Source organism: Streptosporangium sp. H13245 (genome assembly GCF_055690525.1).
The window spans coordinates 1-16142 of record NZ_JBSZKT010000029.1 but is presented as its reverse complement, the minus strand read 5'-3'; the positions used below and the strand labels follow the sequence as shown (position 1 = coordinate 16142).

Sequence of the window (16142 nt, the reverse complement as noted above, 5' to 3'; positions counted from 1 at the left end):
TAGCCGGATGGCCAGGTCACCGGGTCGTCACGTCAGCCGGGCCTTCGGGTGTTCACGTCGTCATGGGGAGTAGCTGAGCCGCCAGCGCCCGCCGCGTCCGGTGAGCGTCACGCGGGCCAGCGGCGCGACGTCGACGCGCCAGAAGGCCTGGGCGGGGGCGCCGAGGGCGTGGACGACCGCGGCGCGGATGATCGCCGGGTGGGTGACCGCGACGGCCCTGCCGGGAGCGCGGGCGGCGAGCCAGCCCGACACCCTGGCGAGGAGCGCGGTGACCGGTTCCCCGCCGTGTGGCGCCGCGCCGGGGTCGCCGAGCCAGGACGCGAGCGCCTCGGGTTCGGCGGCCTCGACCTCGCCGAGCGTCAGGCCGCTCCAGCGGCCGTAGTCGCAGTCGGCCAGCAGCGGGTCGGGCTCGGCCCGCAGGCCGAGCGCCGCCGCCGTCTGGACGCAGCGCAGCTCGGCGGGACAGGCGGCGGGGCCGGGGCCGAGGTCCCGCGCCATCGCCTCGGCCCGGCGCAGGCCGCGTTCGTCGAGTGGTTCGTCACCCGGGAACGCGGCCCGTACCGTCGCCGAGGTGGAGGCGTGGCAGACCAGGAGCAGGCGGGTGACCCCCGAGGGGGTCGTCACACCGGGCCGCGCCTGCGGGCGGCGAAGGCGAACAGCGCGCCGACGCCGGTCCAGAAGACCACCTGGGTCCCGATGGAGGCGACCCTGAAGTCCCACAGGAGGTCGGCGGGGAAGCCCTGGGGCACCTCCGAGATCTCCGGCAGGAGGATCCAGGCCGCGACGACGGGGATCAGCACGGTGGCGCCCGCCGCCAGCCAGCGCACCCACGGTTCGCTCCGCGCGGCGTAGCGGTAGGCGGCGGTGCCCGCGGCGACGGCGAGGATCCCGATGACCACGGCGACCAGGTAGAGCACGGTGCGCTGGTTGATGGTCTCCGGATCACCGACGGCCGGTGGGTTGGCGGGATATTTCACGAAAGGGATGAGAACGACGGAGGTGAACGCGGCAGCGGCGAGGGTGACCGCGAGCACCGGTTCCGAGCGGGGTCCCGCACGGCCGCGTACGGCCGCGTAGACGAGGGAGAACAGGCCCCCGACCGCCAGGCCGTACAGGCCGAGGGCGAGGAAGAGCCCGAAGCGCTGCCCGTCCCTGCTGACCAGGGCCTCCTCCTCGTCGTGGGAGTGGGCCGCGGTCGCGGTGTCGTCGTGTGATTCGGCCGGGGCGGCGGCCGCGGCGGCCGCCTCCTCCAGCGCGATGGCCTGGTCGATGCGCGGTTCGCCGACGGTGTAGGCGAAGACGGCCGCGAGCAGCCCTGCGAGCAGTCCGACGACGAGGCCCCGGACGATGAGTTTGGTGATCACCGATGGCTCAGTGGCACGGTACGCCGAGCAGGTGGCGCCCGTCGTGCATGAGTTCGTGCAGGTAGTTTCCCGCCTGGGAGATCGCTCCCTGGTCGAAGGTGACCAGGTAGGCGAGGAGCAGCAGCACCGGTACGGCGAGCAGCCAGCGGGTGAGCGAGGGCCATGGGATGGGCTGGTTGTGCGGTGCCGAGATCTGGCTCACGGCCACCTCCTCCGGGATTGACGCGTCCCTTTTCGTAGGTCGGTGGCGGCCGAGTGTGACCTGACTCCCGGCTCCTGGGAGCCGGTTACAGTGGCGCGACCGCACCGGAATCTCACCGGATTTCCCTCGCACCGCCACAAAACACCCGGAACGTATCCCGGTTCTCCGTCCTCCGTCAATCCGGATGTCCGCTTTGACGGGATCCGGTGTTCCAGAGTTTCCCGACGGCCCCGGACACGCCGAGGGGGGAGGCGGCCCGGCCGGGCCGCCTCCCCCCTCTCAGGAGGTCACTGCTCGCCGGTCAGCGCCGTCACCAGCTCCGCGGCGGTACGGCAGCGGTCGAACAGCTCGCCCACGTGGGCCTTGGTACCGCGCAGCGGCTCAAGGGTGGGGACGCGCTGCAGCGACTCGCGGCCGGGGATGTCGAAGATGACCGAGTCCCAGGAGGCCGCGGCCACCGACTCGCTGTACTGGCTCAGGCAGCGTCCGCGGAAGTAGGCACGGGTGTCGTTGGGCGGCACCTCGATGGCCCTCTGCACCTCTTCCTCGGTGACCAGGCGCTGCATCCGGCCCCGGGCGACCAGCCGGTTGTAGAGCCCCCGGTCGGGACGGATGTCGGAGTACTGGAGGTCGACGAGCTGCAGGCGCGGGTGCGACCAGGGAAGGCCGTCACGGGTGCGGTAGCCCTCCAGGAGCTCCAGCTTGGCCACCCAGTCGAGCTCCCCGGACAGCTGCATCGGGTCCTCCGCCAGGCGGGTGAGGACCGACTCCCAGCGCTCCAGGATGTCCTTGGTGGGCTCGTCCAGGCCGTTGGCGCTGCGCTCCTCGGCGTACTTGCGCGCGAGCTCCAGGTATTCCATCTGGAGCTGCACGGCCGTCAGCCTGCGGCCGTCGCGCATGGAGATCTCGTACTTGAGCGTGGGGTCGTGCGAGACCGCGCGCAGGGCCTGGACGGGGTTGTCCACCGCGAGGTCGCGGGTGAAGTAGCCGTCCTCGATCATGGCCAGGACGAGCGCGGTGGATCCCAGCTTCAGGTAGGTCGAGATCTCCGACATGTTGGCGTCGCCGATGATGACGTGCAGGCGGCGGTATTTCTCCGGGTCGGCGTGGGGCTCGTCCCGGGTGTTGATGATCGGCCGCTTGAGCGTCGTCTCCAGGCCCACCTCGACCTCGAAGAAGTCGGCCCGCTGGCTGATCTGGAAGCCCTCGCCCCGGGAGTCCTGGCCGATGCCGACCTTGCCCGCGCCGGTGACGACCTGCCGGGAGACGAAGAACGGCGTCAGGTGCCTGACGATGTCGGCGAACGAGGTGGCCCGGCGCATGAGGTAGTTCTCATGGCAGCCGTAGGAGGCGCCCTTGTTGTCGGTGTTGTTCTTGTAGAGCTGGATCGGGGCGTTGGCCGGCATCGCCGAGGCGCGGACCGCCGCGTCGTGCATCACCCGTTCGCCCGCCTTGTCCCAGATCACCGCCGCCCGAGGGTTGGTGCACTCGGGCGTGGAGTATTCGGGATGGGCGTGGTCCACGTACAGCCGGGCCCCGTTGGTGAGGATCACGTTCGCCAGGCCGAGGTCCTCGTCGGTCAGCTGGCTCTGGTCGGCCACCTCCCGCGCGAGGTCGAACCCTCGTGCGTCCCGCAGCGGGTTCTCCTCCTCGAAGTCCCACCGCGCGCGCCGCGCCCTGGCCGCCGAGGCCGCCAGATAGGCGTTCACGACCTGAGAGGAGGTCACCATCGCGTTGGCCCCCGGCTGTCCGGGCACGGAGATGCCGTATTCGGTCTCGATGCCCATCACCCGCCGTACCGTCATGCGCACCCTCTGTTCGTCAGGGACTGATTCTCTCCGTGGTATCTATTCCCGACCCTAGACCCTTCACTATGCCCGGTGGTCGGACAGTTATGGCACCGAAGCCTTTTCGCCCGTTGCGAGGGGGAACGAGGAGAGCGCGGGGAGCTGTGACGGGGAAGGGGATTCGCCCCTCCGCCGCCTCCGGGATTTGACGAACTCCTGAAGCGGGCGCTCGGCCACCCGGTACACCAGGTAGGAGAACGCCATCGCGGCCAGCACGGTGACCAGGGCGGTCAGCGGGGGCGGCAACACGTCCCGCAAGGCCGGGATGATCAGGACCGCGGCCGGGGTGTGGAACAGGTAGAGCGGGTAGGTGAGCGCGCCCAGGACGACCAGGCCGCGCCAGCGCAGCCACCCCAGCCAGCCCAGCGCCACCATCGCCATGAGCACGTAGAAGCCGATCACGGTGGCGATCACGGCCCACTCGGGCACGGGCATCGCGGCGTAGCCGACGTTCTCCACCCGCCCGGCCACCCGGTCGATCGCCGCGCTGACGGCCAGGCCGCCGCTGATCCCGGCCAGGCACCACAGGACGAGCCTGGGCCCGAACTTCGTCATCAGGAAGAACGCCATGCCCCCGACGAAGTACGCCGCGTACTTGGGCATGATCACGAGATCGACCCACGCCTCGTCGCTCCCGGCGAAGAACCCGGCCGCCAGCAGCCAGACGCCCATGAAGACCAGGCAGCGGTTGAGCGTCACCCCGGTGATCACCAGGATCGAGATCAGCACGTAGAAGCGGAGCTCCACCCAGAGCGACCAGTAGACGCCGTTGGCGTCGTAGACGCCGAAGGCCCGCTGGAGCATCGTCAGGTTGATCCCGTACTCGCCGAGGCCGAGCTTGGGGTCCAGGGCCTTGGCGGCGGTCAGCCCGTAGACGGCGGCGGTGACGGCCACGCTGACCCAGTAGGCGGGATAGAGCCGCACCAGCCGGGAGAGGGCGAACGCCCCCAGGCCGCGTCCCCAGATGCTCATCAGGATCACGAAGCCGCTGATCATGAAGAACAGCTCGACGCCAAGGATGCCGAGCCCGGAGAGGGTGGAGATCGCCGGGAACAGCTCGGCCGGGCGCTCGCCCCACACCGAGGCGAAGGCGATGAAGAAGTGGAAGGCGAGCACCGCCATGGCGGCGAAGAAGCGCAGGAGGTCGAGTTCGGCGAGGCGGCCACTTCCCCGAAGCGCCTCGCGGGACCCCGTGCCGTTCACCGGGCGGCCGGTCCGGAATGTTCACGCACGCCACTTGGACGGCGTCTCGATCATTCGGGTTCCCTGTGACCGCTGTCTATTTCTGTCCACTTACGGGACGGATGTGAAAAGAGATACCGACCTACATCAACAAAAAGGATGAAACAGGACATTAAATACGTACGGAAAATCAGCCGGAGACGCCGGCGGCGCGGCCCCCGTGCGGGGGCCGCGCCGTCGGTCACGCGTGGCGGTAGATCTACAGATACTGACCGGTGTTGGCCACCGTGTCGATGGAGCGCCCGGCCTCGGTGCCCTGCTTGCCCGTCACGAGGGTACGGATGTAGACGATCCGCTCGCCCTTCTTGCCGGAGATGCGGGCCCAGTCGTCGGGGTTGGTGGTGTTGGGCAGGTCCTCGTTCTCGGAGAACTCGTCCACGCAGGCCGCCAGGAGGTGCTGGATCCGGAGACCCTTCTGGCCGGTCTCCAGGAACTGCTTGATCGCCATCTTCTTGCCGCGGTCGACGATGTTCTGGATCATCGCGCCGGAGTTGAAGTCCTTGAAGTACAGGACCTCCTTGTCGCCGTTGGCGTAGGTCACCTCGAGGAAGCGGTTCTCCTCGCTCTCGGTGTACATCCGCTCGACGACCCGCTGGATCATGCCGGAGATGGTCTCCTGGCGGTTGGAGCCGTGCTCGGAGAGGTCGTCGGTGTGGAGCGGCAGCTCGGGGATGAGGTACTTGGAGAAGATGTCCTTGGCCGCCTCGGCGTCCGGCCGCTCGATCTTGATCTTGACGTCCAGGCGGCCGGGCCGCAGGATCGCCGGGTCGATCATGTCCTCGCGGTTGGAGGCGCCGATCACGATGACGTTCTCCAGGCCCTCGACGCCGTCGATCTCCGACAGGAGCTGGGGAACGATGGTGTTCTCGACGTCGGAGGAGACGCCCGAGCCTCTGGTCCGGAAGATCGAGTCCATCTCGTCGAAGAACACGATCACCGGGGTGCCCTCGGAGGCCTTCTCGCGAGCCCGCTGGAAGACCAGGCGGATGTGCCGCTCGGTCTCGCCGACGTACTTGTTGAGAAGCTCGGGACCCTTGATGTTAAGGAAGAAGCTCTTGCCGGACTGGCCGGTCTTCTCCGCGACCTGCTTGGCCAGGGAGTTGGCGACGGCCTTGGCGATGAGCGTCTTGCCGCAGCCGGGCGGCCCGTAGAGCAGGACGCCCTTGGGCGGGCGGAGCTTGTGCTCGCGGAAGAGGTCGGCGTGCAGGTACGGGAGCTCGATGGCGTCCCGGATCTGCTCGATCTGCCGCATGAGCCCGCCGATCTCCTCGTAGGAGATGTCGGGCACCTCCTCCAGGACGAGCTCCTCGACCTCGGACTTGGGGATGCGCTCGTAGACGTAGCCGGAACGCGGTTCGAGCAGCAGGGAGTCGCCCGCCCGGATCGGCTGGTCCATCAGCGACTCGGCGAGCTTCACCACCCGCTCCTCGTCGGCGTGCGAGATCACCAGCGCGCGCTGGCCGTCCTCAAGGAGCTCCTTGAGCATCACGATCTCGCCGAGGTCCTCGAAGCCGAGGGCCTCGACCACGTTGAGCGCCTCGTTGAGCATGACCTCCTGGCCACGCTTCAGCGACTCGACGTCCACCGCGGGACTCACGTTCACCCTGAGTTTGCGGCCACCGGTGAAGACCTCCACCGTGCCGTCTTCTCTGGTTTCGAGGAACACGCCGAACCCGGACGGCGGTTGCGCCAGCCGGTCTACCTCCTCCTTCAAGGCGACGATCTGGTCCCTGGCCTCCTTGAGGGTGGCCACCAGACGCTCGTTCTGGCCGGTTACGGCCGCGAGGTTCGCCTGCACGTCATGGAGACGCTCTTCGAGAATCCTGGCCTGCCGGGGAGACTCCGTCAGCTTCCGACGCAACGCGGTGATCTCCTCCTGCAGGAAGGAGACCTGTGTTGTGAGGTCGGCGACCTCCCGTTCGCGCTGCGCGGCACGAGCCTCAGCGTCGTCGCGAGCTGCCACGGCGTCACCTCCTTCCCAGTCGAGACCGACTACTCAAAACCCTACCCATCTAGGGGCTGTCCCTTACCTGGCTGAGCAGTGTTCATATGACTACATTAAGTGCGTGATGATTAATCCCTTTTGGTGCATTTAGTACTAGAAGTATAAGAACACGAAGGTCCGCTCCCGTGTCACTCTCCCAGGGACCGTCGTGGCCGAATCGTCATCATGTGGCGGAAGACGTGGAAGTCGTGGACTCCTCGCCATGTGCCCCCTTCGCCGGACGTCTACGTCGAGGTGGTGGCGTCACCCCGTCGGCCATGCGACGGGCCGTGACCAGGAACCCGGTGTGGCCGACCATCCTGTGGTCGGGCCGCACGGCCAGCCCCTCGACATGCCAGTCACGAACCAGGGTCTCCCACGCATGGGGCTCGGTGAAACTCCCGTGCTCCCGGAGAGTTTCGACCGTACGCGAGAGCTGGGTTGTGGTCGCGACATAACAGCAGATCACACCCCCTGGGGTGAGAGCCCGGGCCGCGGCGTCCACACATTCCCACGGGGCGAGCATGTCCAGGATGATCCGGTCGACGTCGCTCTCGTCGAGATCCTCGACGAAGTCGCCGACCACCAGACGCCACTGTTTCATCGGCCCGCCGTAGAACTTCTCCACGTTCTTGGTGGCGATCTCGGCGAAGTCCTGGCGCCGTTCGTACGAGGTGAGGGTGCCCTCGGAGCCGATGGCGCGCAGCAGGAAGCAGGTGAGCGCGCCGGAGCCGACGCCCGCCTCCACCACCCGGGCGCCGGGGAAGATGTCGGCCATGGCCACGATCTGGGCCGAGTCCTTGGGATAGATCACCGCCGCGCCGCGCGGCATCGAGAGCGTGTAGTCCTGGAGGAGGTGCCTGAACGCCAGATACTGGGTGCCGCCGGACGAGCGCACCACCGAGCCCTCGGGCTGGCCGATCAGCTCACTGTGCGGGATTCCGCCCTTGTGCGTGTGGAACACGCCGTCTTCCTTCAGCGTCACCGTGTGGCGCTTGTTCTTGGGGTCGGTGAGCTGAACCTGATCCCCGGCCTGAAACGGCCCATGCCTGCGAAAACCCATGACGGCAAGGTTATCGGCGCGCGACGGTGTCCTCGGACGGCCGGGGTGAGGGCGGATGAGCGGGAGTGATCCGCAAAACGATTCGCCCCGTGAGGCGGCACCTGGTAGCTGTTGTGGGGTGTTTCCCCATGATGTGATTCCGGCCGGTCCCGTCGTCCTGAGGCCGCTGACCCCCGCCGACGCCGAGGCGATCGCCCGCGCCTGCGCCGACCCGGAGATCGCCCGTTTCCTTCCCCTCGTCCCCGTCCCCTACACCCACAACGACGCGCTTGAGTACCTGGAGCGCTGCCGGGAGGAGTGGCGGACGGGAGGGGCCCCGTTCGCGATCGCGGACGCGGTGACGGACGAGTGGCTGGGCAACATCGGCCTCATACCCCGTTCCCGAGGGGGCGTCGAGATCGGCTACCTCGTCGCGCCGTGGGCGCGGGGCCGCGGGGTGGCCACGGCCGCCACCGCCGCGCTGACCGCGTGGGGGTTCGGCCACGGGGCCGAGCGCGTCGAGCTGCTCGCCGACGTGGAGAACCTGGCCAGCCAGCGGGTCGCCCTGGCCGCGGGTTTCCGGCACGAGGGCGTGCGGCGCGGGGCCGAGGAGCGGCGTGACGGAACCCGGAGCGACCTGGTGGGCTTCGCGCGCCTGCGCGGCGACTCCGGCGAGCGTGTGGCGCCCCTCCTGCCGGAGTTCCCCGGCGGGTCGCTGACCGACGGGGTCGTGCGGCTCAGGCCGCTCACCGCCGCCGACACCGCCGACTACCTGGCGCTGCAGAACGTGCCCGACGTCGTGAAGTACAGCGTCCCGCCCGAGCCTCCCACCTTCGAACAGGTCGAGGAGCGGTGCCGCACCGCGGGCGCGAACTGGCTGGCCGGCAGGATGGCCGAGGTCGCGATCCTGGACGCCGCGACGGGCGCGTTCGCCGGGGACATCCAGCTCAGCGGGGTGATCCCCCCGCTGGGGCAGGCGATGACGGGCTACAGCCTGCTGCCGGAGTTCCGGGGCAGGGGCTTCGCCTCCAGGGCGGTGGACCTGCTGGTCGGCTGGGCCTTCGAGCACACCTCCCTGGCCCGGATCATCGCGGGCACCTCCCCCGGCAACCTCGCCTCGCAGCGCGTGCTGGAGCGCGCGGGCTTCACCCGCGAGGCCCTGCTACGCGGGCTGCTGCCCGGCCCCGGCGGCACGCGCCTGGACGACCTGCAGTGGTCGCGCCTGCGGGACGACGCCCGGTCCTAGCCGTACGCGCCGTCCGGCCGGGTCCCGATCGGTTTCCAGCCGGGTGCCGACCGGATTCCAGCCGGGTTCCAGCCGGGTGCCGGTCGGTTTTCAGCTGGGTTCCGGCCGGGTTTTCAGTCGGCGCCGAAGCGGGCCCTGAGCTTGGCGTAGGCGGCGTCAGTGCCCTGGAGCGCCCGGTCGATGTCGGCGTCGGTGTGGGCCGCCGACAGGAACCAGTTGTGCCACGGGTGGAGGTAGACCCCCTCCTCCAGGCAGGCCGCGGCCCAGAACATGCCCTTGTCCAGCGTCGCGTCGCCCTCGAAGGAGAGCCACGGGATCTGCGCCGGCCCCGTCTGGTTGACCGTGAAGCCGTGGGAGGCGGCCTGGGCGGCGAGCCCCTCGCGCAGGCGGGTGCCCGCGCGCTCCATCAGGGCGATGCCGTCGATGGCGCGCAGCGTCTCGATCGTGGCCTTGGCCGCGGCCATCGGGGCGGCGTTGAACCAGAAGGAGCCGGTGGAGTAGAGCGTCTGGGCGGGCCCGCGCAGGGAGTCCACCCCGGTGACGGCGGCGATCGGGTGACCGTTGGCCATGGCCTTGCTGAAGGCGTACAGGTCGGGGCGCACACCCAGGGGCTCCCAGGAGCCGCCCAGGTCGATCCGCCAGCCGCCGCGCACGTCGTCGATCACCAGCGCGGCGCCGATCCGGTCGGCCAGGGCCCGCACCCCCCGGGCGAACTCCGTGGCGACGAGTTCCTGGTCCTCGAACGAGTCGTGCTTGAACGGCGTCACGATGATCGCGGCGACGTCGCCCTCGACCTGGGCCGCGGCGGCCTCGACGCTGGCGAGGTCGTTGTAGGTGAACTCGACCAGGTCCGCGCGCTCGCTGGGGGTCGTCCCCGCCGGGCTGGGCGTGCACCACGGGTCGGCCCCGTGGTAGGCGCCGTGCGCCATGAGGACCTTGGTCCTGCCGGTGGCCGCGCGGGCGACCATCAGCGCCTGGGTGGTGGCGTCGGTGCCGTTCTTGGAGAACATCACCCAGTCGGCCTGCGGGACGGTCTCCACCAGCAGCTCGGCGAGCTCCACGTAGACCGGTCCTGGACCGTTGAGGCAGTCGCCCGCGGCGAGCTGGGCCGCGACGGCGCCCTCGACGGCGGGGTGGCGGTGGCCGAGCACGACGGGCCCCCAGGAGCACATGAGGTCGACGTACTCGCGCCCGTCGGCGTCACGCTGGCGGCAGCCCTCTCCCCCGACGAAGAACTGCGGGTAGGCGGGACCGTGCAGGGCCGCGTTGAGATGGCCGTACATGCCGCCGGGGACGACCTTGGCGGCCCGCTCCCTGAGTTTGGCGTCGATGGACATGCGCCCGTCCTTTCGTCTGTGGGTTTTCGCCTCTGGATTCACGCCTCTGGATTCACGTCTCGTCTCCGGATCCACGTCCGGACAGGTCCGCCACCGCCGTACGTCCCGGAGGCCGCGAACGGCGAGGTCACCTCGCGTCGCGGAGCTCCCGCGCCCCGTCCAGACCGGCGTCCGAGCCGAGGCCCCCGGCGACGCGGGCGGCCAGCGCGGTGCCGAGCCGCGCGGCACCGGCCACGTCGCGGCCGTCGACCAGACCGGCGACGAACCCGGCGCAGTAGGCGTCACCGCACCCGGTGGTGTCGACCACCGGGACGTCGAGGGCGGGAACGCGGATGAGGCCCTGCGCGTCGGCGACGAGGCTTCCCTCCGCGCCGAGGGTGACCAGTACGGCCGAGGGGCCCTCGGCCAGCAGGGACAGCGCGGCCTCCGCCACGTCCCGGGTGCCGCTCATCAGCAGCGCCTGTTCGTCGTTGGGCAGGAGATAGTCGACGTGCGGCAGGAAACCGCGGGCCCCCCGCATGAGATCCGGCATGTTGGACAGCAGGTCCATGGTGACGATCGTGCCCGCCGCCCGCGCCTCGTCCAGCAGCGCGAAGAACGCGGGGTCGTACAGGCCCCAGGCGACGTCCATGCCGCCCAGGTGCAGGACCCGCGCGCCGAGTACGGTCTCGCGGGCGACGTCGGCGGTGGGCAGGCTCAGGTTGGCGCCGGGGACGTGGAAGGACGGGCGCCCGCCGTCGGGGCGGATCGGCAGGATCGAGGCGGCGGTCTGCTCCCCCGCCTTACGGACGATCCCGGTCACGTCGACCCCGCGCCGCTCCATCATCATGACGAGCAGGTCTCCGAGCTCGTCGTCCCCGATCGCTCCCACCGAGGCCACCGGGACGCCGAGCGCGGCCAGATCGACGGCGGTCGCGGCGGCGGCGCCCGCGGCGGTGACACGGATCTGCTCCAGCAGGTGGGTGTCCTGCCCGGCGGGGATCGACTCCACCGGTCTGGCGAGCACGTCCACGATGTGCGCCCCGAGGGTGACGACGGCCATATCGAGTCCTCCTCATGTCTTCAGCGGATAATAGACGGGCGACCGACTAAAGTGTCAACGGACCCGTTCGGGAATTCAGGAACTCGGGAACTCGGGAAGGAGCGAGGTGCCGAAGATCGTCAATCACGGCGAGCGCCGCGAGGAGGTCGTCGAGGCCGCGCGCCGCATCATCCTGCGCGAGGGCATCGAGGCCGCCACGACCCGGGCCATCGCCAAGGAGGCCGGTTACTCCAACGGCGTGCTGACCCACTACTTCGCCGACAAGGACGACATCATGCTGTCGGCGCTGCGTTCCTCGCACCGGCGCATCGTGGAGCGCCTGCGCGGCAAGCTGGCCGGTCTCACCGGGCTGGCCGCGCTGCGCGAACTCCTCCTCGACAACCTTCCGCTGGACGACGAGCGCGCCCGGGAGAGCGGGCTGGAGATCGGCTTCTGGAGCCGCAGCATGACCAGCCCGGCGATGCTGGAGGCGCAGCGCGCCGAGGCCGAGGAGCTGCGCTACCTGGTACGCAGCCTGCTCGGCGCGGCGGCCTCCGACGGGGAGGTCGCCACCGCCGACGACCTCGACGACGTCACCGAGCGGCTGCTCGCCCTCGTCGACGGGCTGAGCGCGCACCACCTGCTCTATCCGGACCGGCTCGGCGCCGCGCGCCTGGAACGGATGCTCGACGCCGAACTGGACCGCCTCCGCCCCACCGGCGGATGAACCCTGAGCGTGCCCGCGGCCCGGCCCTCGGGTGAGACACCCCGGCGGGCCCCTGAGACCGGCGGGAGGTCTCGGGCATGCAGGACGTCCCGAACCGGCAGGGCTCTCAAGCCAACAGGACTCTCAAACCAGCGGGACTCTCAAACCAGCAGGGCGTAGAGCCGGTCGGCCACTCCCCTGGCGGTGGGCCGCTTCGCGGTGTCGCCGAGGCAGGACTGGACCAGGTCCGACAGCTCGGGCCCCAGCCCCGGGTCGACCGACGGCGGCGTGCTGTTCAGCTTGCGCAAGGTCAGCAGCGGGTCGTGGGTGGGCAGCTCCCCGTAGAGGCCGTTGCCACTCACCGCCCAGTGCAGCGTCGCGCCCAGCGACCACACGTCCCCCGCGGGGGTGGGGGTCTCCCCCTGCAGCAGCGCCGGATCGGTGAACTCCACCGAGCCGATGTCGCCCATCCCGGTCACCGTCGCGCCCGGCATCAGCACCTGTGACAGGCCCAGGTCCGAGAGCTTGCCGCCGTCGTCGGTGAGCAGCACGTTGCCGGGACGGATGTCGCGGTGGACGATGCCCTCCTCGTGCAGCGCCTGCGCCGCGTGGGAGACGCAGGCGACCGCGCGCAGCACCCGCTCGCGCGAGGGAGGCTCAGCGGGACGCGCCAGCGAGCCACCCGGCAGGTATTCCATCGAGTAGTAGAACACCCCGCCCTGCTGACCGGCGTCGTAGAGCCTCACCAGGTACGGGGAGCGCACCGCGGCGAACGCCTTCAGCTCCCTCGTGGCCCGGCGGAACGCGTCGTTCCCGGTGCCGCCCACCACCTTCACCGCGACCAGGTCCGCCTCGACGGGCAACCGTTCCGGCTTCTTCGCCAAGTAGAACTCGCCGTGGTTGCCCGCCCCCAGTGACCGGACGAACTCGTAATCGGCGATGCCTTCCACCAACGGTCTCCCTCCATGCCTGCGCAACGTTCGCGACGACATCCCACACACGGTAACGTCGCCCTCGACATTCTCGGGGCTTTTCTTTGCATACGGAAAGCGTGCTCGCAAGTGCTGCACATGGATCTGCTCCTGCTCGATCTTGTCATCGTCCTCGCGGCGGCGCGGCTGTTCGGAGCGCTCGCCAGACGGCTCGGCCAGCCCCCGGTCATCGGGGAGATCGTGGCGGGCATCCTGCTGGGCCCCACACTGCTGGGCCCCCTGATCGGCGACCAGCTGTTCGGGCCCGAGATGCGGCCCCCGCTGCAGGCTCTGGCGAACGTCGGCCTCGTGCTGTTCATGTTCGTCGTCGGCCTGGAGCTGGACCAGAAGCTGGTCAGGGGCAAGGGCCGGATCGCGGTGACCGTGGCGCTCGGCTCGACGGTGGTGCCGTTCGTCCTGGGGTGCGTGCTCGCGCTGGCCATCGCGGGCGAGCACGTGGGCGGCGGCAGGACGCTGCCGTTCGTGCTGTTCATGGGCGCGGCGATGGCCGCCACCGCGTTCCCGGTGCTGGCCAGGATCCTCACCGACCGGGGAATGCAGCGCATCACGCTCGGCGGCCTCGCCCTGGCCTCCGCGGCCGTCATCGACGTGCTCGCCTGGACCGTTCTGGCCGTGGTGGTGGGCATCGCCGGGGCCGGAGAGGCCGAGGGGCAGTGGAAGGTCCTGCTCGCCCTGCCGTACGCGCTGGTGATGTTCCTGGTGGTCAAGCCGCTGCTGGCCCGCCTGGTGCCCGCGTACGAGAAGGCGGGGCGGCTGACGCCCGGCCTGCTCTCGCTGGTGCTCATCGGCCTGATCGGGTCGGCCTGGGCCACCGAGTGGATGCACGTCCACTTCATCTTCGGGGCGTTCGTGTTCGGCACGGTGATGCCCCGCGAGGGAGCGGAGCGGCTCAACCACGAGATCCTGGAGCGGCTGGAGCAGCTCGCCGTGCTGCTGCTGTTGCCGATGTTCTTCGTGGTGGCGGGTCTCAACGTCAACCTGCGCGAGCTCGACCTGTCCAGCCTCGGCACGCTCGCCGCGATCCTGGCCGTCGCGATCGGCGGCAAGCTGCTCGGCTCCTACGCCGCCGCCCGGACGCAGCGGCTGCCCGCCCGGCAGTCCTGGACGCTGGCCACCCTGCTCAACACGCGAGGGCTCACCGAGATCGTCATCCTCACCGTCGGCCTGCAGAAGGGCGTGCTCGACGACGAGCTGTACTCGCTGATGGTGGTCATGGCCCTCGTCACGACCGCGATGACCGGCCCGCTGGTGCGCAGGCTCTACCCCGACCGGCGGGTGGCCCGCGACATCGCCGACGCCGAGCGCGCCGCCCTCGGGGTGACCGCCGCCCACCGGGTGCTGGTGGTCGTGCCGGAACCTCCCGCCGAGCAGGCCCCGCTGGTCGCCCTGGCCACCACCCTGGCCCTCTCGAAGGCCCCGTCCGAGGTGGTCCTGGGCCACCTGCGCCCCTACCCGGCGGGGCGCCTGGAGGTCGGCAGCGGCCTCTCCTCGGAACTGGCCGAGCTGGCCGAGACCCTCCACGAGCTGGAGACACTGGCCGCCACGGCCCGCGAGCGCGGCTCCGACAGCAGGGTGGTGAGCCGGTTCAGCGCGGACGTGGCGGGCGAGCTGCCGGGGCTGGCCTCCGGCGCCCGCCCGGACCTGCTGGTGCTGCCCGCCGGTGTCCCCGGCCACGCCGGGATGCGCGACGGCGCCGCCTGCCGCGTGGTGACCGTGGCCATGCCCGTACCGTCGTCCGTCCCCGCCTCCGTCTCCGCGCCCGGGTCCCCGTCCGGGTCGCCGTTCGCGGCCGGGCAGGACGGGCCCGGCTCCGGGCCGGTGGCGGTGGCGGTGCATCACGGCTCGGGGGGCGACGCGGCCGCCCACGTGGCGCTCATCCTCGCGACGCTGTGGGACCGCCCCCTGGTCGTCACCGGGGGTAACCGCGCCTCGGCGCTGGCCCAGCGGCTGGCCAGGCTCGGGGTGGAGGCCACCTCGGGCCCGGTCCCCGAGGGCGCGCTGGTGGTGGCCGCCGACACCGCGAACGCCCCGGAGGACGCCCACCTGCTGGTCCGCGCCGAGCAGGACCCCGACCCGGTCGACTGGGCCGAGGCCGTCTCCGCCCTGCGCGCCCCGGTCCCACAGCCTTAACCGCCCGCCGCCCCGCTTCCCCGGTCCCTGACGCACACCGGGCGGCACAGCCATGGCCGTGCCGCCCGGAGGAAGGCGAAAGGAGGCGTTCTCAGCGGTTGCGGTGCGACTCGTAGCGCATGGTGCGTGAGACGCCGATCCGCACGGTGGTGCCGGGCAGGATCGCGACCGGCTCGTTCGGCGGGATGTCGTAGAAGTTGGGGTCGCCGGGCGGCTGGATCTGGGTGCCGTTGACCGACCCCAGGTCGACCAGGTTGACGTCCCAGCCGTCCAGCGCCACCCGCAGGTGGCGGCGGGAGACCGAGCCGTCGGGGCTGGTGACCTTGGCCGGGCGCACCGAGCCGTCGGCCACCTCGGGGGCCCGCTCGGGGTCGCGGCCCACCAGGTAGTCGGTGTCGAGCCGCAGCGTCAGGCCGTCGTCCAGGAGCAGCACCCCCAACGGCGGGCGCGGTCCCTTGTAGGGGACGAGGGTGCGCTGGACCAGCGCGATGCCGCAGACCGCGCAGTAGGGGACGCGGGGGTCGTTGAAGTGGTCGTTCTTGCAGTCGACCCCGTACACCAGCGGCCGCGCCTCGGGCTCGGCCGAGGGCCCCGCCGGGGGTTCGTTGCCCGGCTGCGAGCCCCCGGGCGTCAACAGCTCGTACTCGAACGGCTGGTCGCGTACGTCGATGGGGTCTCCGCCCATCCCGCTCGCCATGGCGGTGTCGATGTCCTCGTGGTGGACGACCGCGGGGGCGGGCCCGGTGGAGGGACCGCCGGAGTGACCGGGAGAGGAGAGCGGGCCCTGGGGCATCGGCTCGGCGTGCCACCCCTGCTGCTGCGGCTGCGGCTCGCGCCGAGGCTCCACCGGCGGGGCGGCCGGGGGGTAGGGCTCGGGCGGCCCCATCGGGTAGGGGGCGGGCGGGGCGGGCTCCGGGGGGGCCGACCACTCGGGGGGCGCCGACCGCTCGGGCAGACGGGTCCGGCCGCGCGGGTGCAGCGGCACCACGATCGGGAGGCGCTCGCTCACCGACAGCACGGCGTCGACCA

General features: G+C 70.8%; 14 protein-coding genes and 1 riboswitch. Of the genes, 3 read left to right on the top strand and 11 right to left on the bottom strand.

Annotated features, from left to right (window positions below; genetic code table 11):
- Nucleotides 1-60 precede the first annotated feature (60 nt).
- The 7 genes from ACW9TB_RS29455 to ACW9TB_RS29425 form a co-directional block, all read right to left on the bottom strand.
- Nucleotides 61-624, bottom strand: a complete 564-nt coding sequence (locus tag ACW9TB_RS29455) for a histidine phosphatase family protein (RefSeq protein ID WP_472751337.1) — start codon at nt 622-624, stop codon at nt 61-63.
- A complete protein-coding gene (locus ACW9TB_RS29450; RefSeq protein ID WP_472751336.1) occupies nt 621-1364 on the bottom strand; it encodes a CbtA family protein in 744 nt (247 codons plus the stop codon). Before ACW9TB_RS29450 ends, ACW9TB_RS29455 begins: the two co-directional genes overlap by 4 nt.
- Nucleotides 1365-1371: 7 nt before the next feature.
- The gene (locus tag ACW9TB_RS29445) at nt 1372-1566 is read right to left on the bottom strand and encodes a CbtB domain-containing protein (RefSeq protein ID WP_472751335.1); all 195 of its coding nucleotides are present in this window, start codon (nt 1564-1566) and stop codon (nt 1372-1374) included.
- A 17-nt stretch (nt 1567-1583) separates the two neighbouring features.
- A riboswitch (adenosylcobalamin (AdoCbl) riboswitch) is annotated at nt 1584-1717 on the bottom strand.
- Between the two features lie 136 nt (nt 1718-1853).
- On the bottom strand, nt 1854-3371 hold the full coding sequence (dop, locus tag ACW9TB_RS29440) for a depupylase/deamidase Dop (RefSeq protein WP_472751334.1): 1518 nt from the start codon (nt 3369-3371) through the stop codon (nt 1854-1856).
- Nucleotides 3372-3458: 87 nt separating this feature from the next.
- The gene (locus tag ACW9TB_RS29435) at nt 3459-4616 is read right to left on the bottom strand and encodes an acyltransferase family protein (RefSeq protein ID WP_472751333.1); all 1158 of its coding nucleotides are present in this window, start codon (nt 4614-4616) and stop codon (nt 3459-3461) included.
- 238 nt (nt 4617-4854) lie between these two features.
- The gene (arc, locus tag ACW9TB_RS29430) at nt 4855-6618 is read right to left on the bottom strand and encodes a proteasome ATPase (protein WP_472751332.1); all 1764 of its coding nucleotides are present in this window, start codon (nt 6616-6618) and stop codon (nt 4855-4857) included.
- 205 nt (nt 6619-6823) lie between these two features.
- On the bottom strand, nt 6824-7702 hold the full coding sequence (locus ACW9TB_RS29425) for a tRNA (adenine-N1)-methyltransferase (RefSeq protein ID WP_472751331.1): 879 nt from the start codon (nt 7700-7702) through the stop codon (nt 6824-6826).
- A 118-nt stretch (nt 7703-7820) separates the two neighbouring features.
- Here ACW9TB_RS29425 and ACW9TB_RS29420 point away from each other — a divergent pair, with 118 nt between their 5' ends.
- On the top strand, nt 7821-8927 hold the full coding sequence (locus ACW9TB_RS29420; protein WP_472751330.1) for a GNAT family N-acetyltransferase: 1107 nt from the start codon (nt 7821-7823) through the stop codon (nt 8925-8927).
- A gap of 113 nt (nt 8928-9040) precedes the next feature.
- Here the strand turns inward: ACW9TB_RS29420 and ACW9TB_RS29415 are convergent, their stop codons facing one another.
- Both ACW9TB_RS29415 and ACW9TB_RS29410 read right to left on the bottom strand, forming a co-directional pair.
- Entirely contained in the window at nt 9041-10264 is a 1224-nt protein-coding gene (locus ACW9TB_RS29415) for an aminotransferase class III-fold pyridoxal phosphate-dependent enzyme (RefSeq protein WP_472751329.1), read from the bottom strand.
- A 127-nt stretch (nt 10265-10391) separates the two neighbouring features.
- Nucleotides 10392-11306 carry a carbohydrate kinase family protein gene (locus ACW9TB_RS29410; RefSeq protein WP_472751328.1) on the bottom strand — a complete coding sequence of 305 codons (915 nt, stop codon included), beginning with the start codon at nt 11304-11306 and terminating at the stop codon, nt 10392-10394.
- 106 nt (nt 11307-11412) lie between these two features.
- Between ACW9TB_RS29410 and ACW9TB_RS29405 the strand changes: the two genes are divergently transcribed.
- On the top strand, nt 11413-12012 hold the full coding sequence (locus ACW9TB_RS29405; protein WP_472751327.1) for a TetR/AcrR family transcriptional regulator: 600 nt from the start codon (nt 11413-11415) through the stop codon (nt 12010-12012).
- 140 nt (nt 12013-12152) lie between these two features.
- On the opposite strand, the gene ACW9TB_RS29400 is transcribed toward ACW9TB_RS29405, so the two are convergent.
- Complete coding sequence (locus tag ACW9TB_RS29400) at nt 12153-12941, bottom strand: serine/threonine-protein kinase (RefSeq protein WP_472751326.1); 789 nt, start codon at nt 12939-12941, stop codon at nt 12153-12155.
- Nucleotides 12942-13061: 120 nt separating this feature from the next.
- Here ACW9TB_RS29400 and ACW9TB_RS29395 point away from each other — a divergent pair, with 120 nt between their 5' ends.
- Entirely contained in the window at nt 13062-15113 is a 2052-nt protein-coding gene (locus ACW9TB_RS29395; RefSeq protein ID WP_472751410.1) for a cation:proton antiporter, read from the top strand.
- A 91-nt stretch (nt 15114-15204) separates the two neighbouring features.
- Here the strand turns inward: ACW9TB_RS29395 and ACW9TB_RS29390 are convergent.
- Nucleotides 15205-16142: FHA domain-containing protein (locus ACW9TB_RS29390; RefSeq protein ID WP_472751325.1), on the bottom strand; the 938-nt coding region annotated here is incomplete at its 5' end.

Excerpts from the sequence above, each read along its gene's own strand:
- dop (WP_472751334.1), bottom strand. The coding sequence starts at position 3,371 with ATGACGGTACGGCGGGTGATGGGCATCGAGACCGAATACGGCATCTCC.
- ACW9TB_RS29425 (WP_472751331.1), bottom strand. The coding sequence starts at position 7,702 with ATGGGTTTTCGCAGGCATGGGCCGTTTCAGGCCGGGGATCAGGTTCAG.
- ACW9TB_RS29415 (WP_472751329.1), bottom strand. The coding sequence starts at position 10,264 with ATGTCCATCGACGCCAAACTCAGGGAGCGGGCCGCCAAGGTCGTCCCC.
- ACW9TB_RS29410 (WP_472751328.1), bottom strand. The coding sequence starts at position 11,306 with ATGGCCGTCGTCACCCTCGGGGCGCACATCGTGGACGTGCTCGCCAGA.
- ACW9TB_RS29395 (WP_472751410.1), top strand. The coding sequence starts at position 13,062 with ATGGATCTGCTCCTGCTCGATCTTGTCATCGTCCTCGCGGCGGCGCGG.